The organism is Bacteroides sp. AF29-11, assembly GCF_003602895.1.
Taxonomy (GTDB): Bacteria; Bacteroidota; Bacteroidia; order Bacteroidales; family Bacteroidaceae; genus Bacteroides; species Bacteroides uniformis.
The window spans coordinates 65,366-87,333 of the sequence record NZ_QTLY01000001.1 but is presented as its reverse complement, the minus strand read 5'-3'; the positions used below and the strand labels follow the sequence as shown (position 1 = coordinate 87,333).

The window sequence follows — 21,968 nt, the reverse complement described above, 5'->3', positions numbered from 1 at the left end:
TGTTTAGGTTTAATATAAATTCCTGCCCTATGGTACCTTAGGCTTTTGTGAGAAAAAACAAGATAGGATATAAAAGGTTCACGTAGAGGTATGTTAAAAGTGATAAAGGAATAGGGTGACAGCACTTTTAACGTAACTGTCACCCTATTGCACTTATCATGTCATTACTTTATCCCCCTGTCATCTTTTCCATATCCGTGCTGTCCATCCTCCTCCGGGTGCCATGTGTATGTTCAGCTTGTCCCCCGAGGTCACGGTGCGTACTTCTTTCTTGTAGTCGGTTGCTTCCCGGTCGGCATTGATGCCGTCGGAAAAGATTTCGGCTTCGTAACTTCCTTCTCCGAGGAAGGAAAGGTCGATGGTACAGTCGCGTGGTGTCCAGTCGGTCATGGAGGCGACGTACCAGACGTCTCCCTTGCGGCGTGCCAGTGTAAGGTATTCACCTACTTCACCGTCCAGTGCCACGGTCTCGTCGAAAACGGTAGGCACTTTGGCAATGAAGTCCGTGCATTCCTGCTCCTTCATATATTTGCTGGGGCTGTCGGCAAGCATTTGCAGCGGGGCTTCGAAGAGGGTGTATATCGCCATCTGGTGGACGCGCGTACCCTGGCTCATCGGATGGTCGTTGACGGCACGGAAGGTTTCGCGGGTTGCGTTCATCATGGCTCCCGGTGTGTAGTCCATCGGGCCGACAAGCATGCGCAGGTAGGGAGCAGTCACGTCATAGCGTGGGAAGTTGTGGAGGGGGGCTCCGTTCACTATCGGTTCCCATTTGGCGTTCTCCAATCCCTTTACACCTTCAAAGTTCAAGACGTTGGGATAGGTGCGCTGTATACCGTATGGCTTGAGGCCATGCAGGTCCAATACCAGGCGGTGCTCGGCGGCGTAGGCTACAATGCGTTCTACGGACTGTACCAGTGGCTGGTCGTCACGGTCGAAGAAGTCTATCTTGAAGCCCTTGATACCCATCTGTGCATAGTGGCTGAATGCGGCTTCCGTATCTTTGGCAGAATTTCGCCAGCTTGCCCAGAGAATGATGCCGACGCCCTTCTGGTTTCCGTAGGCTACCAGTTCCTTTAAATCGATATCCGGATTCAGGTCTTTCAATAAGGATTCGTTTCCGCTCCAGCCGTCATCGATGATGATATATTCCAGGTTGTTGTCGGCGGCAAAGTCGATGAATGCCTTATAAGTCGGGGTGTTCATGCCGGCTTTGAAGTCTACGCCAGTCAAGTTGCAGGTGTTCCACCAGTCCCAAGCCACTTTGCCGGGTTTAATCCAGGAAATGTCTTTGATGCGGCAGGCGGGGGCAAGACGCTGTGCCATGTCATTGTCGGCAAGCTGCGTGTCCTTTTCGGTGACGAGCACCACACGCCAGGGGAGCTCCTGCTTGGCACAACGGGCGATGTAGTCTGCACGTTTTGTCGGTATCAGGTTCAGCCGGTTGTGTCCGCCGATTGTTTCTTCCAGCGGATAGGGGGCAAATGCTGCCTGCACTCCTTGACGTGTCTGGGGATTTGCAGTGAGGAACATGCCGGGATAGTTTTCCAATCCGGCTTCCATGATAACGGCTTTCTTTCCTCCGTCCAGGCAAACCATCAGTGGGGTGATGGAGAGTGAGTCGGTGTGCATTTTGGACAACGGGGCTTCGTCGTAGTAAGACTCGAAAGAGAAGCAATAGCGCTCACCGTTGCGGTTGTCGTTTATGTAAGGTACAAATGCCTGGTAATCCTTGTCGAAATTGAAGTCCGCAGTTTCGTTGAGGACGATAAACGGCTTGTTCTGTTCGGAAATGAAGCGATAGGCAGCGCCGTCATCGTATGCGCGGAACTGTACGCTGTAGCCTCCGCGGCATTTCAGTGTCAGCTGGTTGTAGACATCCTTCACACTTGCTTTTTTATAGAGGGGAGTGGGGAAGGAGGACTCCACGGACTTGCGTTCTGCACGGATTACTTTTACATTTTTACCGAAAGTTATTGCTTTCTTGGCTGATTTTTCATCTCTGCCTTGCAGGGCGATGGCAGAGGGTTGCAGCACCGTGGTTCCGTCGTGTGCTATCTGCCAGGTGAGGGCTTCTCCGGCATCTACCGTAACGGATAGTTTTCCGTTGGGTGATGCAAGTTGGTATTGCTGTGCACGGACCGTGCCCAAGCAAAGGAATAATAAACAAAAGGTTTGAATAAGGAGGCTTTTCATGTTGATTTATTTTTGAATGATTTTCTTTATCTTCTCCAGTTCCTCGGCAGAGAAGTCTGTATTTTCAGTCGCTTTCAAGTTATCTGCCAGTTGGGCAACGGAGCTCGCTCCGATGATGACGCTTGTCACCAGGTCGTCCTTCAACAGCCAGGCAAGTGACATCTCGGCAAGGGTTTGCCCGCGTGAGGCAGCAACTTCGTTGAGTGCCTTGATTTTTTGCAGCGTCTCGTCGGTCAGTGCTTCTTTCTTCAGGAAAGCCCCCTTTGCCATGCGCGAATCTTCGGGAATACCATTCAGGTAGCGGTTGGTCAGCAGGCCCTGCGCCAGCGGGGAGAAGGCGATGAAGCCGGTTCCGTTCCCTTTGGCTTGCTGCAGGATACCTTCTTCTTCCGGTTCGCGGTTGAAGAGATTGTATCTGCCTTGATAGAGCAGGCAGTGTACATCCCGTTCTTCCAGGTATTTGTAGGCAAACTCGGCCGCCTCTTTGGGATATTTGGAGATTCCTACATAGAGTGCTTTGCCTTGCCGTACGATATCAACCAGTGCTTGCAGGGTCTCTTCAAGCGGAGTATCCGGGTCGTAGCGGTGGGAGTAGAAGATGTCCACATACTCCAGGTTCATCCGTTTCAGACTTTGGTTGAGGCTGCTCATCAGGTACTTGCGTGAGCCCCACTCCCCGTAGGGGCCGGGCCACATGTCGTGTCCGGCCTTGGTGGAGATGAACAGTTCGTCCCGATAGGGCATGAAGGATTTCTTCATAATCATTCCGAAAGTCTCTTCGGCGGAACCGTAGGAAGGACCGTAATTGTTGGCGAGGTCGAAATGCGTGATTCCACGGTCGAAGGCATAGTGCGCCATGGCCTGGGAATTGGCAAATGTGTTCACGTCGCCGAAGTTGTGCCACAATCCGAGTGATATTTCCGGCAGCAGGATGCCGCTTTGCCCGCAACGGCGGAATTTCATGCCGTTGTCATAGCGTTCGGGCGCTGGAGAATAAATAGGGTTTATCATGATATTGTATTTTGTGGGTTATCCCATTATTACTTCTACTGTATGCGTGCCCGGCAGATGGTTCACCACATTGCCTTCTATCGGCTGGCCGTCTACTGTGACGGACTTGATGCCTTTGCACACACCATCGGGATTCTTCACGGTAATATGATATTCTGCCCCGCGGAACCTACGCTTCACGTTGAAGCCTTTCCAGCCTGCCGGGATACAAGGATTGATTTCCAGACCTTCATACGAAGGCTTGATGCCGAGTATGAATTGCGTGATGGCATACCACATCCAGGCAGCCGTTCCAGTCAGCCAGCTGTTCTTGCCTTCACCGGGGCGGGCGGCGTCCTTGCCGGCCACCATCTGGCAGCATACGTAAGGTTCTACTTTATGCAGGGCACTGTGCTCTTCGGTGTACGACGGGCATATCTTGCGGAAATACTCCCAGGAACGGTCACCCCGTCCCAGTACGGTTTCTCCGATGATGACCCACGGGTTGTTGTGGCAGAAGATACCCGCATTTTCCTTGTAGCCGGCGGGATAGGTGGAGATTTCTCCATACTCCACAACATAGCGGGTGAAGGGTGGATTGTTGAGTACAATACCGTGTTCGCAGTCCAGGCGTTCCTTTACGGAGTCCAGTGCTTTTTCTACCATGCCTTCTTCCAGTCCGATGCCTGCCATGGTGCACCAGCCTTGCGATTCGATGAAGATTTGTCCTTCTTCGTTCTCTTTGGAACCTACCTTGTGGCCGAAGTAATCGTAGGCGCGCAAGTACCAGTCACCGTCCCAACCATGTTTTTTTACGGCTTCCACCATATTGTCTATGTAGGTTTGTGCGCGGTTGGCTTCGTCGTCTTTGCCCAAGCGGCGGCACAGTTCCACATAGTCGCGTCCGCACACTACGAACAAGCCGGCAATCATCAGCGATTCCGCCTGACTACCTTCCGTCTGGTTTTCCGTGGTCTGGAAGGATTCATTCGGGTCCCAGGAGAAGCAGTTCAGGTTCAGGCAGTCGTTCCAGTCGGCACGGCCGATGAGGGGCAGCATGTGGGGGCCGAGGTTCTCGATGACATGGTTGAAGGAAACGCGCAGGTGCTCGAACAGAGAAACCTCCGAACCCTCCTTGTTGTCGAAGGGAACGGGCTCGTCCAGGATGCTGAAGTCTCCCGACTCCTTGATGTAGGCCACGGTGCCGAAGATAAGCCACATGGGGTCGTCGTTGAAGCCGCCGCCGATGTCGTTGTTGCCGCGTTTGGTCAGCGGTTGGTATTGGTGGTAGCATCCTCCGTCGGGGAATTGAGTAGAAGCTATGTCGATGATTCGTTCGCGGGCGCGTTCCGGTATCTGATGCACGAAGCCCACGAGGTCTTGGTTGGAGTCGCGGAAGCCCATTCCACGACCGATGCCGCTCTCGAAGAAAGAGGCGGAACGGGACATGTTGAAGGTAATCATGCACTGATACTGGTTCCAGATGTTCACCATGCGGTCCAGTTTTTCTTCGTCGGTCTTCACGACGTAGATGTCCAGCAGGCGGTCCCAGTAGGCTTTCAGTTCGGCAAAGGCAGCATCTACTTTGGCGGTAGTGTCGAAGGCCGAAATCATCGCCTTAGCTTTTACCTTATTTATAATAGGTGAAGAGGGTACACTCTGCTTGAACGCTTCATGCAGAGATTCTTCACGTTCCTCGAACTTTGCCTCCTGCTTGTTTTCCACATAGCCCAGCAGGAAGATGAAGTCGCGGCTTTCGCCGGGTTGCAGTTCTACTTCCAGATAGTGCGAGGCGATGGGACTCCAACCGTGGGCAATGCTGTTGCCCGGTCTGCCTTCTACTACCCGTTCCGGGTCGGCAAACTCGTTGTAGAGTCCCACGAATGTTTCGCGGTCGGTATCGAAACCGTCTACGGGTGTATTGACACTGTAGAAGGCGTAGTGATTGCGGCGTTCCTTGTATTCCGTCTTGTGGTAGATGACAGACCCGTCCACTTCCACCTCTCCCGTGGAGAAGTTACGCTGGAAGTTCTCCATGTCCGTAGCGGCATTCCACAAGCACCATTCGGCAAAAGAGAATAGTTTGAGTTTTCTCACTTTGGCAGAAGTGTTCCGCAAGGTCAGCTTCTGCACCTCTCCCCAGGTCTTCAGTGGGACGAAGAAGAGCAGGCTGGCTTCGATGCCGTCTTTGGCTCCGGTGATGCGGGTGTAGCTCATGCCGTGGCGGCATTCGTAGCTGTCGAGTGCGGTCTTGCAGGGCTTCCAGGTGGGAGACCATACGTTGCCGCCTTCATTGATGTAGAAGTAGCGTCCCCCGTTGTCCATCGGCACGTTGTTGTAGCGGTAGCGGGTGATGCGGCGGAACTTGGCGTCCTTGTAGAAGGAATAGCCTCCGGCGGTATTGGAGATGAGTGAGAAGAAGTCTTCATTGCCTAGGTAGTTAATCCATGGCCAAGGTGTCTTGGGGTCGGTAATGACGTATTCGCGGTTGTCGTCATCGAAATATCCGAATCTTTTGTCTTGCATATTATTTCTTGTATTTAGTTTGATACATTCTTCATTAGTTGTGCCATCCGGCCATTTTCCCGGAAGCACGCTTCAAATTTAAAAACTTTTCTCCTATCACCCTTGTTTGCCCGGCGTGTTTTTTCCCTTCGGAAACATGAAGTACCGGAAAAAGATACAAAAGTATCACTGTACGAGTCTATTTCGCCCTATCTTTGTAAACACATTTTATGATTAACCGATATGAAACACTTATTCGCATTTCTGTTCCTTCTTGGAATTACCTTTTCTCTTTCCGCCCAATCTGTCCGCGAACGTATTTTGCTGGACGACGGCTGGCAGTTTGCTTTTGGCAATGCTTCCTCACCGGAGAAAGACTTCGGCTGCGGAACGGAGTACTTCAACTATCTGACCAAGGCAGCCTCTATCCATAACGAGGGTCCTTACTCCCTCAAGTTCAATCCGGAGAAGTGGGGTGTGGGCTGGAAGACGGTCAACCTTCCGCATGACTGGGTGGTTGATTTGCCTTATGCCAAAGAGGCGAGCCACAGTCATGGCTATAAAGCCGTCGGCTATAAATTCCCCGAAAACTCTGTGGGATGGTACCGAAAGACCATCACCGTGCCACAAGAGGACCTCGGCAAACATCTTTATCTTCAGTTCGACGGTATCTTCCGTGATGCCCGTATCTGGATAAACGGTTTCTACCTGGGACACGAACCGAGCGGCTATGCCACGCAGGTGTATGACATTACGGAATACTTGAATTACGGAGAAGAGAATCTTATCTGCGTCCGTGCGGATGCCACGCTCGAGGAGGGCTGGTTTTACGAGGGTGCGGGCATCTACCGCCATGTATGGCTGAACAAGACGGCGCCGTTACATGTAGCTCCTTTCGGAACCTTTGTGCACAGCACGCTGGCCGCACCTTTTGACAAGGCCAAGCTGACGATAGAGACCACTGTTGAAAACTCCGGTCTGCAAACGGAGGATTACCGCCTCTGCCATATCCTCCGGGATGCCGACGGCAAGGAAGTGGCACGCTGCGAAACGGCCGGTAAGCCGGTACTGCCGAAAGACCGCCAGCTCACCGTCGGTGAAATAGCGCTGGACAAACCTTATCTTTGGAGTGTGGATACACCTTATCTATATACACTGCTTACGGAAGTCTATCAGCATGGCAAGCTGGTGGATGCTTATACCACTACTACGGGTATTCGTGACATCCGCTTCGATGCCGACAAGGGCTTCCTCTTGAACGGACAGCCTCTGAAACTGAAAGGTGTGAACATGCACCAAGACCACCCCGGAGTAGGTGCCGGCATTCCCGATGCCCTGCAAGTGTACCGACTGAAGGAACTGAAGAAGTTCGGCTGCAATGCCTACCGTTCTTCCCATAACCCGATGACTCCCGAAATGCTCGATGCCTGCGACAGCCTCGGCATCCTTGTGATAGAAGAAAACCGTCTGACGGGTGTCAACGAGGAACATACTCGCCTGCTGAAACGCATGATAGACCGCGACCGCAACCATCCGTGCATTATCCTTTGGAGTGTAGGCAACGAGGAGTGGGGCATCGAGTGGAAAGAAAGCGGTACACGCATTGCTGCCACGATGCGCGAATATTGCCACCGTTTCGACCCTACGCGCCTCATGACCGTTGCTTCGAGCAGTGGCCCTGCCATCTTGATTCCCGCAGACGTGGCCGGTTATAACTACATCCTTCAGAATCCAGTAGAGCAGCACCGCAAGGATTATCCCGGCCGCCGTGCGCTCGGTTCGGAAGAGACTACGGGCTGTGGTACGCGCGGCATCTACTTCGATGCCCACGACAAAGGCCACATGGTGGCGCACAACCGCAAGCCGAACGGACCTGACAGCCTGCTGAACTGCATCGAGCGTGGCTGGAAATTCTATGACGAACGTCCCTATTTGGCGGGTCTTTTCTATTGGACGGGTTTCGACTACCGCGGCGAGCCCAACCCCATGAAGTTCCCGGCTACGGGTTCACAATTCGGCATTCTGGACTACTGCGGTTTCCCCAAGGACGAAGCCTGGTATCTGAAGTCCTGGTGGACGGATGAGCCGGTGCTGCACATCCTTCCTCACTGGAATCTGCAAGGTCACGAAGGTGATAGCATCGACATTTGGGTATACAGCAACTGCGATGAAGTGGAACTGACTGTGAACGGCAAGAAACTGGATCGCAAACCGATGCCCCGAAACGGCCATCTTTCCTGGAAAGCCGTTTTCCAGCCCGGTGCAGTGAAGGCTGTAGGCTATAAGAACGGCAAAAAAATATTGGCCCGTACTGTGGAGACTACCGGTGCTCCTGCCCGTATCTCCCTGACGGCAGACCGTCCCGTCATTCAGGCAGACAATCGGGATGTGGCAGTGTGTAATATTGAGTTGCAGGACAAGAAGAAACGTTTTGTCCCCACTGCCTGCAACGACTTGACGATAACCGTCTCCGGTCCGGTACGCATCCTTGGGGTGGGGAATGGAGACCCCGCTTATCAGGCTACGGAACGTCCGGCCGACGCCGATGCCCGCACCTATCAGGTAAAGGCATTCAACGGACTTGCACAGGTGCTGTTGCAAAGTACCGGCGAAGCGGGAGAAGCCACACTGACGGTCGTTTCGGAAAACCTGCCGGAAACTTCCTGCGTTTTGAAGCTGCAGAAGTAAGCAGCTTATCATTCATATCATCCGGCGAAGCGGAGACCTTTCTTTTGTCTATGGGGCAAGAGAGGGATCTCCGCTTCTTTCTTCCTCAAACTATAGTGTGTAAGTGTACGAGATGCGCATCTCATACATCCTTACATTAGAGCCTGAGGGGGAGAAGAACGGAAGTTTTGCTTTTCCGGGTGGGACTTTCCCGGGTATCTGCTCATATATAACAATTATTACCTCTAAATGTAACAAATGGTACTGTTGTGGGATTAAAAAGAATGAGTATATTTGTGGCATGATATTTTTTTAACCAATGCCTATGGAAAACCAGAACTATATCATGAGGGAGATAACCCCTCTGTCGGAACGTGACTGTTTCTATATTGCCGATCGTCGCAAAACAGAATTTACCTACCCCATCCATTGTCACGCAGAGTATGAACTGAACTTCACGGAACATGCTTCCGGCGTACGCCGTGTGGTGGGCGATTCTGCCGAGATTATCGGTGATTATGACCTGGTGCTGATAACCGGTAAGGAGTTGGAGCATGTATGGGAGCAACATGAATGTACCTCCGGGGATATTCGGGAGATTACCATCCAGTTCTCTCCCGACTTGTTCTTCGGGAACGTTGTCAACAAGAACCAGTTCGACAGTATCCGCCGGATGCTGGAGCGTGCACAGTGCGGACTTAGTTTCCCCATGCAGGCCATCATGAAGGTGTACAACTGGCTGGATAAGCTGGCTTCCGAGGAGCAGGGCTTTTATGCCGTGATGAACTTTCTCCGTATCCTTTACGAACTTTCCCTCTATGACAATGCTCGGGTGTTGTCCAGTTCTTCGTTTGCCAAGATAGAGACTTTCTCTGACAGCCGCCGGGTACAGAAGGTGCAGAAATACATTTCCACCCATTATCAGGAGGATATCCGGTTGGCTTCATTGGCCGATATGGTGGGCATGACCCCGGTCTCTTTCAGCCGTTTCTTTCGCCTGCGCACCGGCAAGACGCTTTCCGACTACATTATTGATATCCGTCTGGGCTTTGCCACGCGTATGTTGGTAGATTCCACGCGTACTATTGCAGAGGTGTGCTATGACTGCGGCTTCAACAATCTGTCCAATTTCAATCGTATGTTCAAGCGGAAGAAGGGATGCTCGCCGAAGGAATTCCGTGAGAATTATCGGAAAAAGAAGCTGGTGATATGATAAAAAAGTATTGGTATTCTTCATTGGAAGTGCCTATTTTTGCACCGATGATTAATACTAATATCTGATATCATGAAAAGAGTTTTTTCCTTATTTTTATGTCTGCTGTGTGTATGTGCTGTGACGGCGCAGATACGCGGCAATGAGATCCGTGTAGTCGTTTCACCCGACCATAGCGATTGGGTGTATCGTCTGAATGAGAAGTGTACGTTTACCGTCCGGGTGCTGAAGGCACAGAACCTCTTGCCCGATGTCAAGATTGACTATGAACTGGGCCCCGAAATGTATCCTACTGAAGTAAAGAAAGACATGGTGCTGAAAGATGGTACCTTGAAGTTGCAAGGCACGATGAAGACTGCAGGCTTCTTGCGTTGCAAGGTCAAGGCGCATGTGGACGGCCGGACTTATGAAGGGCTGGCTACATCGGCCTATGCTCCTGAGCAGCTGCAACCCGTGACGAAACTTCCTGCCGATTTTCAGGATTATTGGGCCAAGACCTTGGAAGAGGCGCGCAAGACTCCGTTGAATCCCCTTATGACGCTGCTTCCCGAACGCTGTACGGAAACGGATAATGTATATCAGGTCAGCTTCCAGACAAAAGCCTGGGGAGGACGTTTTTACGGTATTCTCAGTATTCCCAAGAAAGAAGGGAAGTATCCGGCTTTGCTGCGTGTGCCCGGTGCGGGTGTCCGCCCTTATGCGGGAGATACGTATACGGCTCCTGGAAAGGTAATTATATTGGAGGTGGGTATCCACGGCATTCCCGTCACGATGCAGCAGTCTGTATATGATGCGCTGGCAGGTGGGGCGCTGAGCAATTACTGGACGTTCGGCCGCGACAGCCGGGATGCTTCTTACTATAACCGTGTGGTGGTAGGCGCTTTGCGTGCTGTGGATTTTATCTGTTCGCTGCCGCAGTACAACGGGAAGGCGCTGGGCGTTACGGGCTCCAGCCAGGGCGGTGCCTTGTCTGTGATTACGGCGGCTCTTGATTCGCGCGTTACTTTCCTGGCGGCTGTTCATCCTGCCTTATGCGACCACGAAGCGTTCTTCAAGAAGCGCGCTTGCGGCTGGCCCCATTATTTCTATTATTACGGTGCTCCCGATGAAAAGCAGCTTGAAACGGTGCGCTATTATGATACGGCAAACTTTGCCCGCCTGCTGAATGTGCCCGGTTGGTTCAGTTGGGGGTATAACGATGAGGTCTGTCCTCCCACTTCCATGTATGCAGCCTACAATGTGATTTCTTCTCCGAAGGAACTGCATCCTTATCTGGAAACCGGGCATTACTGGTATCAGGAACAGTGGGATGAATGGCTGGACTGGATACGGAGACAACTTAATGTGCCAATGTGATTAATCACATTGGCACATTAATCTGATAATATAGTATCATTTTTTATGATATGAGCCGCGTATCTTTGTGTATCGCTTAAAAACTGATAATATGAAGAAACAATTCCTTTTGCTGACAGTACTTTTATTCCTTTTGGGGGCATGTGCCCCTAAGCCTGCGGAGCATTCGTTTATTAAGGTCAATGCCGATGGACAGTTCGTTCGCGACGGAAAACCCTATTATTTTGTAGGTACCAATTTCTGGTACGGTGCCATTCTTGGTTCCGAAGGTGAAGGCGGCAATCGTGAACGGTTGCATAAGGAGCTGGACTTTCTGAAAAGTATTGGCATCAACAACCTGCGCGTATTGGTGGGTGCTGACGGTGAAAATGGCATAAAGACGCGGGTAGAGCCCTCTTTACAAGTGGCACCGGGCGTCTATAATGATACTATTTTAGCCGGATTGGATTATTTTATGAATGAACTGCGTGAACGTGATATGACAGCTGTCCTCTATTTGAACAATTCCTGGGAATGGAGCGGTGGCTATTCCGTTTACCTGCAATGGTCCGGACACGGTGATGCCGTGGTACCTGCCGTAGACGGATGGCCCGCCTATATGGAGTATGTCAAGCAGTTCCCCCAATCGGACAGCGCGAAGGCCTTGTTTGCCAATCATGTCAATTATATTGTTTCACGCACCAATAGGTATAATCAGATAAAATATGTGGATGACCCCACTATTATGTCTTGGCAGATTGGTAACGAGCCTCGCGCTTTCTCTGACGAGAACAAGGAACCGTTTGCCCGCTGGATGGCCGATGTGGCTGCACAAATCAAGTCACTTGACCCGAACCACATGGTGTCTTCCGGCAGTGAGGGCTCGTGGGGATGCGAAATGGATATGAATCTTTTCGAGAAGATTCATGCCGACCCCAACATCAATTATCTGAATATCCACATCTGGCCTTACAACTGGAGTTGGGTGAAGGCGGACAGCCTGAAGGAACTTCTTCCGCGTGCCAAGGAAAATACTAAGAAGTATATAGATGACCACATGGTCATTGCTCGGAAGTACAGCAAGCCGATTGTTTTGGAGGAGTTCGGTTTTCCCCGTGACGGTTTCAGCTTTTCCAAAGAGGCACCGACCACTGCCCGCGATGAATATTACCGTTATGTATTCGACCTCATCCGCCAGGACCGTGAGAGCGGCGGACTCTTTGCCGGATGCAACTTCTGGGCATGGGGTGGTTTTGCCGGACAAAATCCCGACCATGTATTCTGGGAAAAGGGAGATGACTATACCGGTGACCCGGCTCAAGAACAACAAGGACTGAACTCTGTCTTTGCCACAGACAGCACTATTGAAATAATTAAAGCGGAAAACCGGAAGCTGCAAAATTGAACCTATCCGTGCTTTTCCGTGTAATCCCTGCCTGAAAATTAGAATGTAAGCGTGTACAAAGCGTTTGTACCGTTATATAAGAAAGATTATTACTCTAAATACTAAGTATGATATGAAAAGCATATGGAAAGTTATGTTGGCGGTTTGTTGCCTAGGTATGACCATTGGTTGTGGAACAAACCCGTCGAAGAATGAAAATGTAAAGGAAACGCTACCGGCATTGGTGGTCAATGGTACGCAGTTGATGAATACCGAAGGAGACACGGTGGTATTGCACGGTGTCAGCTATGGCTGGCATCAGTTCTGGCCCCGTTTCTACAATGCCTCTTCGGTTGCTTATCTGGTCAATGACTGGGGCGCACAAGTGCTTCGGGCCTCTATGGGAGTGGATTTGGATAGCGCCTGCTATGTGAACAAGCCCGAATTCGGTATTGAGTGTGTTACGAAAGTGGTGGATGCTGCTATCGAGAACGGCGTTTACGTCATCATCGACTGGCATAGCCACAATCTGCGGCAGGAAGAAGCAAAGGAGTTCTTCACCCAAATGGCTACCCGTTACAAAGGGGTTCCTAATGTCATCTATGAGGTTTTCAACGAACCGGTGGAAGACAGTTGGGAGCAGGTGAAGGCATACTCTGTGGAGGTTATCAAGACGATTCGTGCCATAGAACCGGATGCCGTTATCCTCGTTGGTTGTCCGCATTGGGACCAGGACATCCATTTGGCAGCGGACGATCCTATTACCGGATATAGCAATATAATGTATACACTCCACTTTTATGCCAACACCCACGGACAGTGGCTGCGCGACCGCGCCGACTATGCTCTGGGCAAGGGCTTGCCGATTTTCGTTTCCGAATGCGCCGGTATGGAGGCAAGTGGGGACGGCCCCATCAGTAAAGAAGAGTGGGGGAATTGGCTGGACTGGATGCAGCGGCATTCCATCAGCTGGGTGGCCTGGTCTTTGTCTGACAAGGATGAGACTTGCTCCATGTTCTATCCGTCGGCTTCTTCCGAGGGAAACTGGAAAGATGCAGATATGAAGGAATGGGGAAGAATGGTACGGGACGAACTGAAGAAATGACCCTTTCGGGAAAAAGCAATATGATTTAACCATTAATAATTTAAGAAAAAAAGAATTGTGCCTATGGGAAAAAAGGAAAAACGGAACTATGAAGACATGGACTGTTTGGAAGTAAACCTAAATGTCAAGGCTGTGATAGTATATCAGGGCTTTTTGACTCAGTCTCATTTTTGTTAACTAAAAAAATCTTCTTTTGGGAGGTTTTGTGTTTGTTTTAAATCTAAGAAATACAGTATGAATTTGAATTTTAGAAAGACAGCGCTGCTTGCGGGGATATGCTCGGTGTTCAGTCTGGGTTATGCTCCTCAGCTTTTCGCAGTATCATCGACGGATACCGTTGAGGCAGTGCAGCAAACAAAGAAAATTACGGGTGTCGTCAGTGATGCTATGGGCCCTATTATCGGTGCCAATGTATTGGAAAAAGGTACAACGAATGGTGTAATTACCGACATTGACGGTAACTTTGCCTTGAATGTGAAACCAGGAGCTACCATTGTAGTCTCCTTTATAGGCTATGTCAGCCAGGAAATAAAGATAACGAACCAGACAACAGTGAACATCACGCTGAAGGAAGACTCCGAGATGTTGGACGAAGTGGTGGTTGTGGGGTACGGTACGATGAAGAAAAGCGACCTTTCCGGTGCTTCCGTTTCCATGAGTGAAGACAAGATTAAGGGTTCTATTATCACCAATCTCGACCAGTCCCTTCAAGGGCGTGCTGCCGGTGTGACGGCAGTCAGCACTTCCGGTGCTCCGGGTTCTTCCTCCTCTATCCGCGTACGTGGTCAGGCCACTATCAATGCTAATGCCGAGCCGTTGTATGTAATTGACGGTGTGATTGTACAGAGTCAGGGACAAAGCGGTTCATCTTATGGTTTGGGCGATGCACTGGGTAATGGCTCGGTTTCCACCATTTCTCCGCTTTCCACCATCAACCCTGCTGATATCGTCAGTATGGAAATTCTGAAAGATGCTTCGGCAACCGCCATTTACGGTGCGCAAGGTTCCAATGGTGTGGTTTTGATTACGACCAAACGTGGTAAGGCGGGTGAGGCTAAGTTTACTTATGACGGTATGTTTGCCGTTCAACGCCAGACAAAGCGTCTGGATATGATGAATCTGCGTGAGTATGCCACTTATTATAATGATTTGGCAAACATGGGTGAAATCTCTGACCCTAGTAATTATTATGCCGATCCTTCTCTGCTGGGAGTAGGTACAAACTGGCAGGACGCCATCTTCCAGACTGCTTTGCAGCATCAGCACCAGATTTCGGCACAAGGTGGTACAGAGAAGATACAATACTACGTATCAGCTTCCTATATGGATCAGGACGGTACCATCATCGGTTCAAACTTTAACCGTTACAGCTTTCGTGCCAACTTGGATGCCCAACTGAAGAAGTGGTTGAAACTCGGTTTGACCGCCACCTATACAGCAACGGGTGATGACCTGAAACTGGCAGACAGTGATGAAGGTTTGATTAACTACTCGTTGACCACTCTTCCTGATATACCTATCTATAATCTGGATGGCAGCTATGCCACCGTTGTTCGCGAAGGCTACACGAATCCTAACCCGATTGCCCTTGCCATGATGGATGACATTCTGCTGGACCGTCAGAAACTGACGGGTAATATTTTCTTTGAGGTTACTCCGATTAAAAATCTGGTATGGCATGCCGAATTGGGTTATGACATCAGTTCCAGCAAAGGTGAGCGCTACAAGCCGATGGTTGATTTGGGTGGATGGGTACGTTCCAGTAATGAAAGCAATATCCAGAAAAACAGCAGTACATTCTGGCAATTGAAGAACTATGTGACCTATTCCGGAAACATAGGCGACAAGCATCATTATACAGCCATGGTGGGTCAGGAGTGCTGGGAGTCCAGCTATGACTTCACGAGTGTGTTCAATAGCGGTCTGCCTTCGGATGAAGTGCACAATCCTGCCTTGGGTACGGGAACCCCGACTATCAATGCAGGTTTTGGAAGCTCGTCTATGGCATCTTTCTTTACACGTCTGACTTATAACTATGCCGACCGTTATCTGGGTACTTATACCTATCGTTATGACGGCTCTTCAAACTTCGGTCCCGAGAACCGTTGGGCAGGCTTCCATTCATTGGCTACTTCCTGGCGCTTTTCCAACGAAACGTTCTTTGAACCGTTGAAGAAGGTCATCAGTAACGGTAAGTTGCGTCTGGGATGGGGACAAACTGGTAATGCCAACATCGGTGGTTATGCTTGGGGTACATCCATGAGTCGTATGCCTTCCGGTCTGGGTATGGGGTATCGCCCCTCCAATATACCGAATACTTCCATCAAATGGGAGTCCCAGGAGCAATGGAACGTCGGTGTGGATTTGGGATTCCTGCACGACCGTATCAACCTGACGGTAGAGTGGTACAAGAAAACTTCCAGTGATATGTTGATGCCGTTGCAGTTGCCTTCTTATATGGGTACTTCCGGTAATGCCTCTTCTGCATTGGCTGCTCCGAAAGGTAACTATGGTGACATAGAGAATACCGGTTTTGAAATCTCTCTGAACACACATCCTATTACGGGTAAGTTTGAATGGGATTCTGACTTCCAGATTTCTTTCAACAAGAACAAACTGAAAGGATTGGCTGGTACAGCCAATGCGCAGATTGTGGGTTACGGACAGTGGACCGATGTAGTCAGTGTATCCAGTGTAGGCGAATCACTTTATAACTTCTATGGATTTGTTTGTGATGGTGTTTACAAGGACCTGGAGGATCTTCAGACTTCTCCGAAACCTGCCAAGTATCCGGCAAACGGTGTATTCGACCGTACCAATACCGTATGGGTGGGTGATGTGAAATATAAGGATATCAGTGGTCCTGACGGTGTGCCCGATGGCGTTATCGACGACTATGACAAGACCAATATCGGTTCTCCGATGCCTAAGTTTACTTTTGGCTGGACTAATACTTTCCGTTACAAGAACTTCGACTTGTCTGTTTTCATCAACGGTTCCTATGGCAACAAGGTGTACAACTACCTTTCCATGAAGCTGACACATATGAACTCTCCCTGGACTAACCAGCTGAATGCTGTAAACGGACGTGCACAGCTTGTTCCTATCAATCCGAACAAGGTCTACGAAGATGGAACGATGTGGTATAATGATGTGTCTAACGTCATGGTGGCAAACCCGGGAGCTTCCATTCCACGCGCCACTATCAATGACCCGAATGACAACGACCGTATCAGTGACCGTTATATTGAAGATGGTTCTTATATCCGTCTGAAGAACATCTCTTTGGGATATACTTTCCCGAAAAAGACGATTGATAAACTGGGACTGAGCAACTTGCGTATCTATGCCAATATCCAGAACCTGCTGACCATTACCGGTTATGACGGCTATGACCCTGAAATTGGTGCCAGCACTTCAAGCGTCAATGTCTATGGTTTGGACAACGGACGTTATCCGTCTCCTACAGTTTATTCATTCGGCTTGAATGTTTCATTCTAACACTTTAAATTGAAGAAAACATGAAAATCAGATATATTAAATATTGGGCGTTTGCAGCTGTACTCGGTATGGGAACAGTTTCATGCGAGGATTTCCTGAACCGTCCTACCGAAGACAATTATAACGAATCGAACTTCTATCAGAATGACGAACAATGTGTGCAGGGGGTTAATTATCTTTATAACTCACCTTGGTATGACTTTCAGCGCGGTTTTATTAAAGTCGGTGAAATCTTGTCTGGAAACGTATACGAGGGAAACAGCCCTTACTTGAATTTTACGGTGAATGGTACGGATGAAAACCTTGTGAACATGTCCTATTCTCTATGGGCAGTGATTGGCCATGCCAATACTGTATATACTCGTTTGAAGACGGCAAATGCGTCAGAAGCAGTGAAAAATCAGTGTATGGGCGAGTGTCTGGCATGGAAAGCCATGGCTTACTTCTATTTGGTACGTAGTTTTGGCGCAGTACCCATTATCCATGATAATACGGACGAATTGAATTCCGGTAATTATAACTCCAAATTCAAAGTGGAGGCAGCAGATGTGTACGAATATATCATTATGACTCTGGAGAAAGCTATGGAGTTGCTTCCGGCCAGAGGTGAAACGGGACGTATTGACCGCTATTGTGCCGAAGGTCTTTTGGCTAAGGTGTATCTGACTAAGAGTGGCCTTTCCGGTACCCGCAATGCGGATGATTTGGCGAAAGCGGCAGAATATTCCAAGGATGTAATTAATAATTCCGGCCGTAACTTGCTGGCTAACTATTCCGATGTTTTCCGTTTGGCAAACAACAAGAATGAAGAGTGTCTCTTCTCCTGGCACTGGTCGGCAGGACGTGACCCCTGGACACAGCAGAATACGTTGCAGTCGGACTTGGCAATGGTGGGATTCGATGAATTTGGTGATTGCTGGGGTGGCTATGCAGGTCCGTCGGTTGATTTGCAGGATGCATTTGGAATTTCCGCTTTGGAAAGTCCTGAGACGCGTTCGGATACGGATACCCGTCGTAAGGCTACTATGATGATGGCAGGTGATGTATACGATTATTTCTGGCAGGACAAGGGCGGATTTGATTATCTGCGGTTTATTTATGATGCCGAATATGGTAAGGGAGGACCTAATGGCGATTACCAGTCTCCTACCGGTGCCAATCACGTGAAGCATCTCTATGGTAACAATAATGACCATGTATTGGGCTTGGGCGTATCGGCTGGTAATATGTACAGCGGCCTGGCAACCCATATCCTGCGCCTGTCCGATATCTATCTGGTATATGCCGAGGCGAAAATGGGACTGGCTACCTCTACTACAGACCAGAGTGCACTGGATGCTTTCAATGCAGTACGTGGCCGTGCCATTCCGGGAGTTACTCCGAAAACCTCCATTACTTGGGAGGACGTCTGGAAGGAACGCCGGCTGGAACTGGCTTGCGAAGGCGACCGTTGGTATGATTATGTACGTTTGGCATATTATGATTCCCAGCGTGCTATCAATGAGTTGAAGGCACAGCGCCGTGATGTTTATTATAGTCTGGGTACTACTTATAAGGCTTATTATGAAAACGGCAGTTGGACGGTGAATCCGGACGAGACCCGTTACAATCCGGATGCAAAGGCGCCGAATGTGACAGTCTCCAGCTTTACATTGCCGTTCCCGACAGAAGACGTGGTGTTCAATCCTAATTTGATGAAAGACCCGGTACACGTAGATGTACGTTCTGAATTCAGTTATTAATTTAATGCTTGAAAAGATGAAAAATAATAGATATACGAATTGGTTCTTCGCGGCAGCTGTTGTTGTAGCAGGCTTTTCCATGGCGGCTTGTGAGGATGAACCGGATAAATATGAAGTGGCAGGGGGAAAGCCTACCTTGAAATATGTTCGTGTCCCTGATCCGGCAGCGGCAGACTCTTTGCTGACGGGGGCTTATATGGCGAATACGATTTGTCTGGTCGGTGAGAATCTGCGGAGTGTTTACGAGCTCTATTTCAATGACCAGAAGGCGATACTTAATACCAGTTACATCACTGACCATACACTTATGGTAGATGTTCCGAAAGAGATTCCTTCGGTAGTGACTGATAAGATTTATATGGTGACCAAAGCAAAGGATACCATAGATTATGATTTCAAGGTGTTGGTTCCGGCTCCTACCGTGAACTCCATTTCTTGTGAGTTTGCAAAGCCGGGTAGTGAGGTGACACTGATTGGTGACTATTTCATTGATGACCCGAATGTGCCGCTGACCATTACGATGGCCGGTAATGTGGAAGTGACTAATATTACGAACATAACCAAGACTGCGGTCAGCTTTATTCTTCCGGACAATGCTCCTGCAGGCTATATCAACGTGAAGTCCATTTATGGTACCGGACGTTCCAAGTTCCGCTATTATGATACACGTAACATTCTCTTTGACTGGGACGGTTCTCATGGCGGTATGGCTATTGCCCACGGTTGGCGTGATGGTAGCAAGGTGTTGAGAGAAGCCGATGAAAACAGTATTGACGGTGCTTATATCTGTCTCACCGGAGCACTTGACGGTGCTATCGGAGCTACTTGGGCAGAAGATGAGTTCTCGTTCAACTATTGGCCGGAACCGTCTGCCGGTTATCCCGAACTTTCTGCACGTCCTGAGTTTGCAGAACTGCTCGAGGAGTATGGCGTCAATGGCTTGCAACTGAAATTCGAGGTGAATATTCCTTCTTCCAATCCGTGGCAGTCTTGCGCTCTACAAGTGATGTTTACGGGTAATGATGTGGTGACTTATGCGACGGGAACTAATGCTTATTTTAGTGATACGAATGTGCCGCGCGGTTTGTGGTTGCCTTGGAAGAATACGGGTTCGTATGATACGGGTGGTAAATGGACAACCGTTTCCATGAATCTGTCCGAGTTCAACAAGACGCATGAAGGTAATAAGTGTGATAGAACTTTTGACAAGACTATGCTGACCGGATTGACATTCTTTGTCTGGGCAGGTGGTGTGGAAGGTAAGGATTGCAATCCGGTGATTATGATTGACAACATCCGTGTGGTACCTATTGAATAACCTTTTAAATAGAATACTGATATGAATAAAACATATAAATTTCCGGCACTGTGGATGATGTGCCTGATGCTCTTCAGTTGCTTGACGTTTACGGCCTGCGACAATGGGGATGATGAAGATACCAACCAATATAAAGGGGGAATCAGTCTGAATGTATTCGGACCGAGTCCCGTATCCCGCGGCGGTGTACTCCGTTTCCTAGGCAGTGGCATGGATAAAGTGACTGCGGTCGCTATTCCCGGTTGCGACGATATAACAGACATCGAAGTAGTCAGTGATACGGAAATCCGTGTCACTGTACCTCAGACAGCCCAGCCGGGGTTGGTTGTCTTGAAGACTCCGAAAGGGGATATTACAACAAAAACCGAGTTGACATTTACGGAGCCGATTGCTTTGGAGGCTTTTGCACCGGCAGAAGTAAAGCCTGGTAGTGAATTGACCATTACTGGTGAATATTTGAATTTGATTAAAGAAGTGATATTTGCTGACGAGGTAACAGTGCCTGCTGATGAGTTTGTCAGTCAAAGCCGTCAGGAGATTAAAGTTATTGTTCCTGATTCTGCTCAGACCGGTAAGTTCATCTTGTCTGATGGAGCTGAAATCCCCAATTGGATTTATTCTGAAGGGGAACTGGAGGTTACTTTGCCATCGGTAGAGGCTCCACTCGACCTGGTAGATAAGAAGCCGGGGGATGTCATTCGAGTTTCTGGTGAAAACTTTGATTTGGTGAAGAAAGTGCAGATGCCGAATGGGGATGAAGTTGAATTTACGATGACTGCCTCTTCCGAAGGAGATGAACTTACTTTTACATTGCCGGATAATGTCTCGGACGGAGAAATTACGGTACTTCCTGCTTCGGATGTAAAAGTTGTGGTTGCTACTGTTGTAGTAGCTACGCCTTCGAACGTAGTGGCTGTTCCTGCTGTGAACTTGCGTGGTGGAGATATGATTACCTTGAAAGGTACCAATATGGATTTGGTGACTGATGTAACGTTCCCTGGTGTAGAAGAAGCAGTAGGATTGGAATCACAAAACTCGACTGAAATAAAGGTCTTGATGCCGGCTGCGGCTATTAGTGGTGATTTGCAATTGAATACAAATAGTGGAAAAGCAACTGCCGTATCTATTGCAACGGCAAAGCCGGAAAACATTTCTTATAGTGCGGCGACAGTCCCGGCAGGAGAGGCTTTGACTGTCAAAGGAGTAAATATGGATGTAGTTTCGGCTGTTGTATTCAGTGGTAATGTGGAGGTTACCGTATCCGATGCCACTGCTACTGCCATTTCTTTGACTGTACCTACAACTGCCGAAACTGGGGCCTTACTTTTGAAAATGGCCAATGGTGAATTTGTGGAAGCACCGTCTCTGACAATAGAGAAACCGGTATGCGCCTATTTGCCGGCATTGCCTGACAAATTGGTTCGGGGACGAATTGTGGAACTTGAGATTGTTAATGCTGATAAACTGACAAATGTATTGCTGAATGAGGCTTCAGTCCAGTATATCAATGATGCGGCTAAAGGGGTATTGATGTTGAATGTACCGGCTGAACTGAATGGAACTTATAGTCTGAAACTGATTTCTTCAAATGGTGAAATTGCTTATGATGTTCTTGTGGTTGCTAATGAAGAAACAGTTTGGGCTGGTCCGCTCGATATTAGTTGGGGTGATGGAGGACGTGTGTTGGTACCGGCTGTATCTTTTGCCAAGGTAACGGCAGGCACTGTCATGAAAGTCTATTTCGATCAGAAAGACCAGACTTGGGCACAGGCTCAGTTTAACTATGGCGATTGGAGTGGCATAGCTTTCTCTTTGTTTGATACGACTATGGTACCGACAGACATTTACGGCTGGAGTTTCGAGAGCCGTGTGATGGAGTTGACGTTGACTCAGGAGATACTTGATAATATTCAAGCTAAACAAGGAGATTGTGAAGACCAGACAAATGTAGGTATCATTATTCAGGGCAGTGATTTGACGTTTACAAAAATAACGATTGTAAATTGATGAAT

Annotated in this window: 12 protein-coding genes; 9 read left to right on the top strand and 3 right to left on the bottom strand. The window is 49.1% G+C overall.

Annotated features, from left to right (window positions below; genetic code table 11):
• Positions 1-180: 180 nt before the first annotated feature.
• The 3 genes from DWZ03_RS00295 to DWZ03_RS00285 are packed head-to-tail and all read right to left on the bottom strand — an operon-like array spanning position 181 to position 5,712.
• Positions 181-2,196, bottom strand: a complete 2,016-nt coding sequence (locus DWZ03_RS00295) for a glycoside hydrolase family 97 protein (protein WP_061411763.1) — start codon at positions 2,194-2,196, stop codon at positions 181-183.
• A 6-nt stretch (positions 2,197-2,202) separates the two neighbouring features.
• Complete coding sequence (locus tag DWZ03_RS00290) at positions 2,203-3,207, bottom strand: aldo/keto reductase (RefSeq protein WP_005825039.1); 1,005 nt, start codon at positions 3,205-3,207, stop codon at positions 2,203-2,205.
• Positions 3,208-3,225: 18 nt separating this feature from the next.
• Positions 3,226-5,712 (bottom strand): GH36-type glycosyl hydrolase domain-containing protein, encoded by a 2,487-nt coding sequence (locus tag DWZ03_RS00285; RefSeq protein ID WP_061411761.1) that lies wholly within the window; start codon positions 5,710-5,712, stop codon positions 3,226-3,228.
• 222 nt (positions 5,713-5,934) lie between these two features.
• Here DWZ03_RS00285 and galA point away from each other — a divergent pair, with 222 nt between their 5' ends.
• The 9 genes from galA to DWZ03_RS00240 all read left to right on the top strand — a co-directional run bounded on the left by galA (position 5,935) and on the right by DWZ03_RS00240 (position 21,963).
• Positions 5,935-8,379, top strand: a complete 2,445-nt coding sequence (galA, locus tag DWZ03_RS00280) for a beta-galactosidase GalA (RefSeq protein WP_061411759.1) — start codon at positions 5,935-5,937, stop codon at positions 8,377-8,379.
• 304 nt (positions 8,380-8,683) lie between these two features.
• Positions 8,684-9,571, top strand: a complete 888-nt coding sequence (locus DWZ03_RS00275) for a helix-turn-helix domain-containing protein (RefSeq protein WP_009037794.1) — start codon at positions 8,684-8,686, stop codon at positions 9,569-9,571.
• 72 nt (positions 9,572-9,643) lie between these two features.
• A complete protein-coding gene (locus DWZ03_RS00270; RefSeq protein WP_120128416.1) occupies positions 9,644-10,927 on the top strand; it encodes an acetylxylan esterase in 1,284 nt (427 codons plus the stop codon).
• 91 nt (positions 10,928-11,018) lie between these two features.
• Positions 11,019-12,311, top strand: a complete 1,293-nt coding sequence (locus DWZ03_RS00265) for a glycoside hydrolase 5 family protein (protein ID WP_005825026.1) — start codon at positions 11,019-11,021, stop codon at positions 12,309-12,311.
• A 112-nt stretch (positions 12,312-12,423) separates the two neighbouring features.
• Complete coding sequence (locus DWZ03_RS00260) at positions 12,424-13,395, top strand: glycoside hydrolase family 5 protein (RefSeq protein ID WP_098031859.1); 972 nt, start codon at positions 12,424-12,426, stop codon at positions 13,393-13,395.
• A 234-nt stretch (positions 13,396-13,629) separates the two neighbouring features.
• Positions 13,630-16,896 carry a SusC/RagA family TonB-linked outer membrane protein gene (locus tag DWZ03_RS00255; protein WP_005825021.1) on the top strand — a complete coding sequence of 1,089 codons (3,267 nt, stop codon included), beginning with the start codon at positions 13,630-13,632 and terminating at the stop codon, positions 16,894-16,896.
• 20 nt (positions 16,897-16,916) lie between these two features.
• Positions 16,917-18,638 (top strand): RagB/SusD family nutrient uptake outer membrane protein, encoded by a 1,722-nt coding sequence (locus tag DWZ03_RS00250; RefSeq protein ID WP_005825019.1) that lies wholly within the window; start codon positions 16,917-16,919, stop codon positions 18,636-18,638.
• Positions 18,639-18,654: 16 nt separating this feature from the next.
• On the top strand, positions 18,655-19,956 hold the full coding sequence (locus DWZ03_RS00245) for a glycan-binding surface protein (protein ID WP_005834814.1): 1,302 nt from the start codon (positions 18,655-18,657) through the stop codon (positions 19,954-19,956).
• Between the two features lie 21 nt (positions 19,957-19,977).
• Positions 19,978-21,963 (top strand): hypothetical protein, encoded by a 1,986-nt coding sequence (locus DWZ03_RS00240; RefSeq protein WP_005834817.1) that lies wholly within the window; start codon positions 19,978-19,980, stop codon positions 21,961-21,963.
• Positions 21,964-21,968: the final 5 nt, after the last annotated feature.

What these genes read in the sequence shown, in the direction of transcription:
- DWZ03_RS00295 (WP_061411763.1), bottom strand. Translation starts at nt 2,196, where the DNA reads ATGAAAAGCCTCCTTATTCAAACCTTTTGTTTATTATTCCTTTGCTTG.
- DWZ03_RS00290 (WP_005825039.1), bottom strand. Translation starts at nt 3,207, where the DNA reads ATGATAAACCCTATTTATTCTCCAGCGCCCGAACGCTATGACAACGGC.
- DWZ03_RS00285 (WP_061411761.1), bottom strand. Translation starts at nt 5,712, where the DNA reads ATGCAAGACAAAAGATTCGGATATTTCGATGACGACAACCGCGAATAC.
- galA (WP_061411759.1), top strand. Translation starts at nt 5,935, where the DNA reads ATGAAACACTTATTCGCATTTCTGTTCCTTCTTGGAATTACCTTTTCT.
- DWZ03_RS00275 (WP_009037794.1), top strand. Translation starts at nt 8,684, where the DNA reads ATGGAAAACCAGAACTATATCATGAGGGAGATAACCCCTCTGTCGGAA.
- DWZ03_RS00270 (WP_120128416.1), top strand. Translation starts at nt 9,644, where the DNA reads ATGAAAAGAGTTTTTTCCTTATTTTTATGTCTGCTGTGTGTATGTGCT.
- DWZ03_RS00265 (WP_005825026.1), top strand. Translation starts at nt 11,019, where the DNA reads ATGAAGAAACAATTCCTTTTGCTGACAGTACTTTTATTCCTTTTGGGG.
- DWZ03_RS00260 (WP_098031859.1), top strand. Translation starts at nt 12,424, where the DNA reads ATGAAAAGCATATGGAAAGTTATGTTGGCGGTTTGTTGCCTAGGTATG.
- DWZ03_RS00255 (WP_005825021.1), top strand. Translation starts at nt 13,630, where the DNA reads ATGAATTTGAATTTTAGAAAGACAGCGCTGCTTGCGGGGATATGCTCG.
- DWZ03_RS00250 (WP_005825019.1), top strand. Translation starts at nt 16,917, where the DNA reads ATGAAAATCAGATATATTAAATATTGGGCGTTTGCAGCTGTACTCGGT.
- DWZ03_RS00245 (WP_005834814.1), top strand. Translation starts at nt 18,655, where the DNA reads ATGAAAAATAATAGATATACGAATTGGTTCTTCGCGGCAGCTGTTGTT.
- DWZ03_RS00240 (WP_005834817.1), top strand. Translation starts at nt 19,978, where the DNA reads ATGAATAAAACATATAAATTTCCGGCACTGTGGATGATGTGCCTGATG.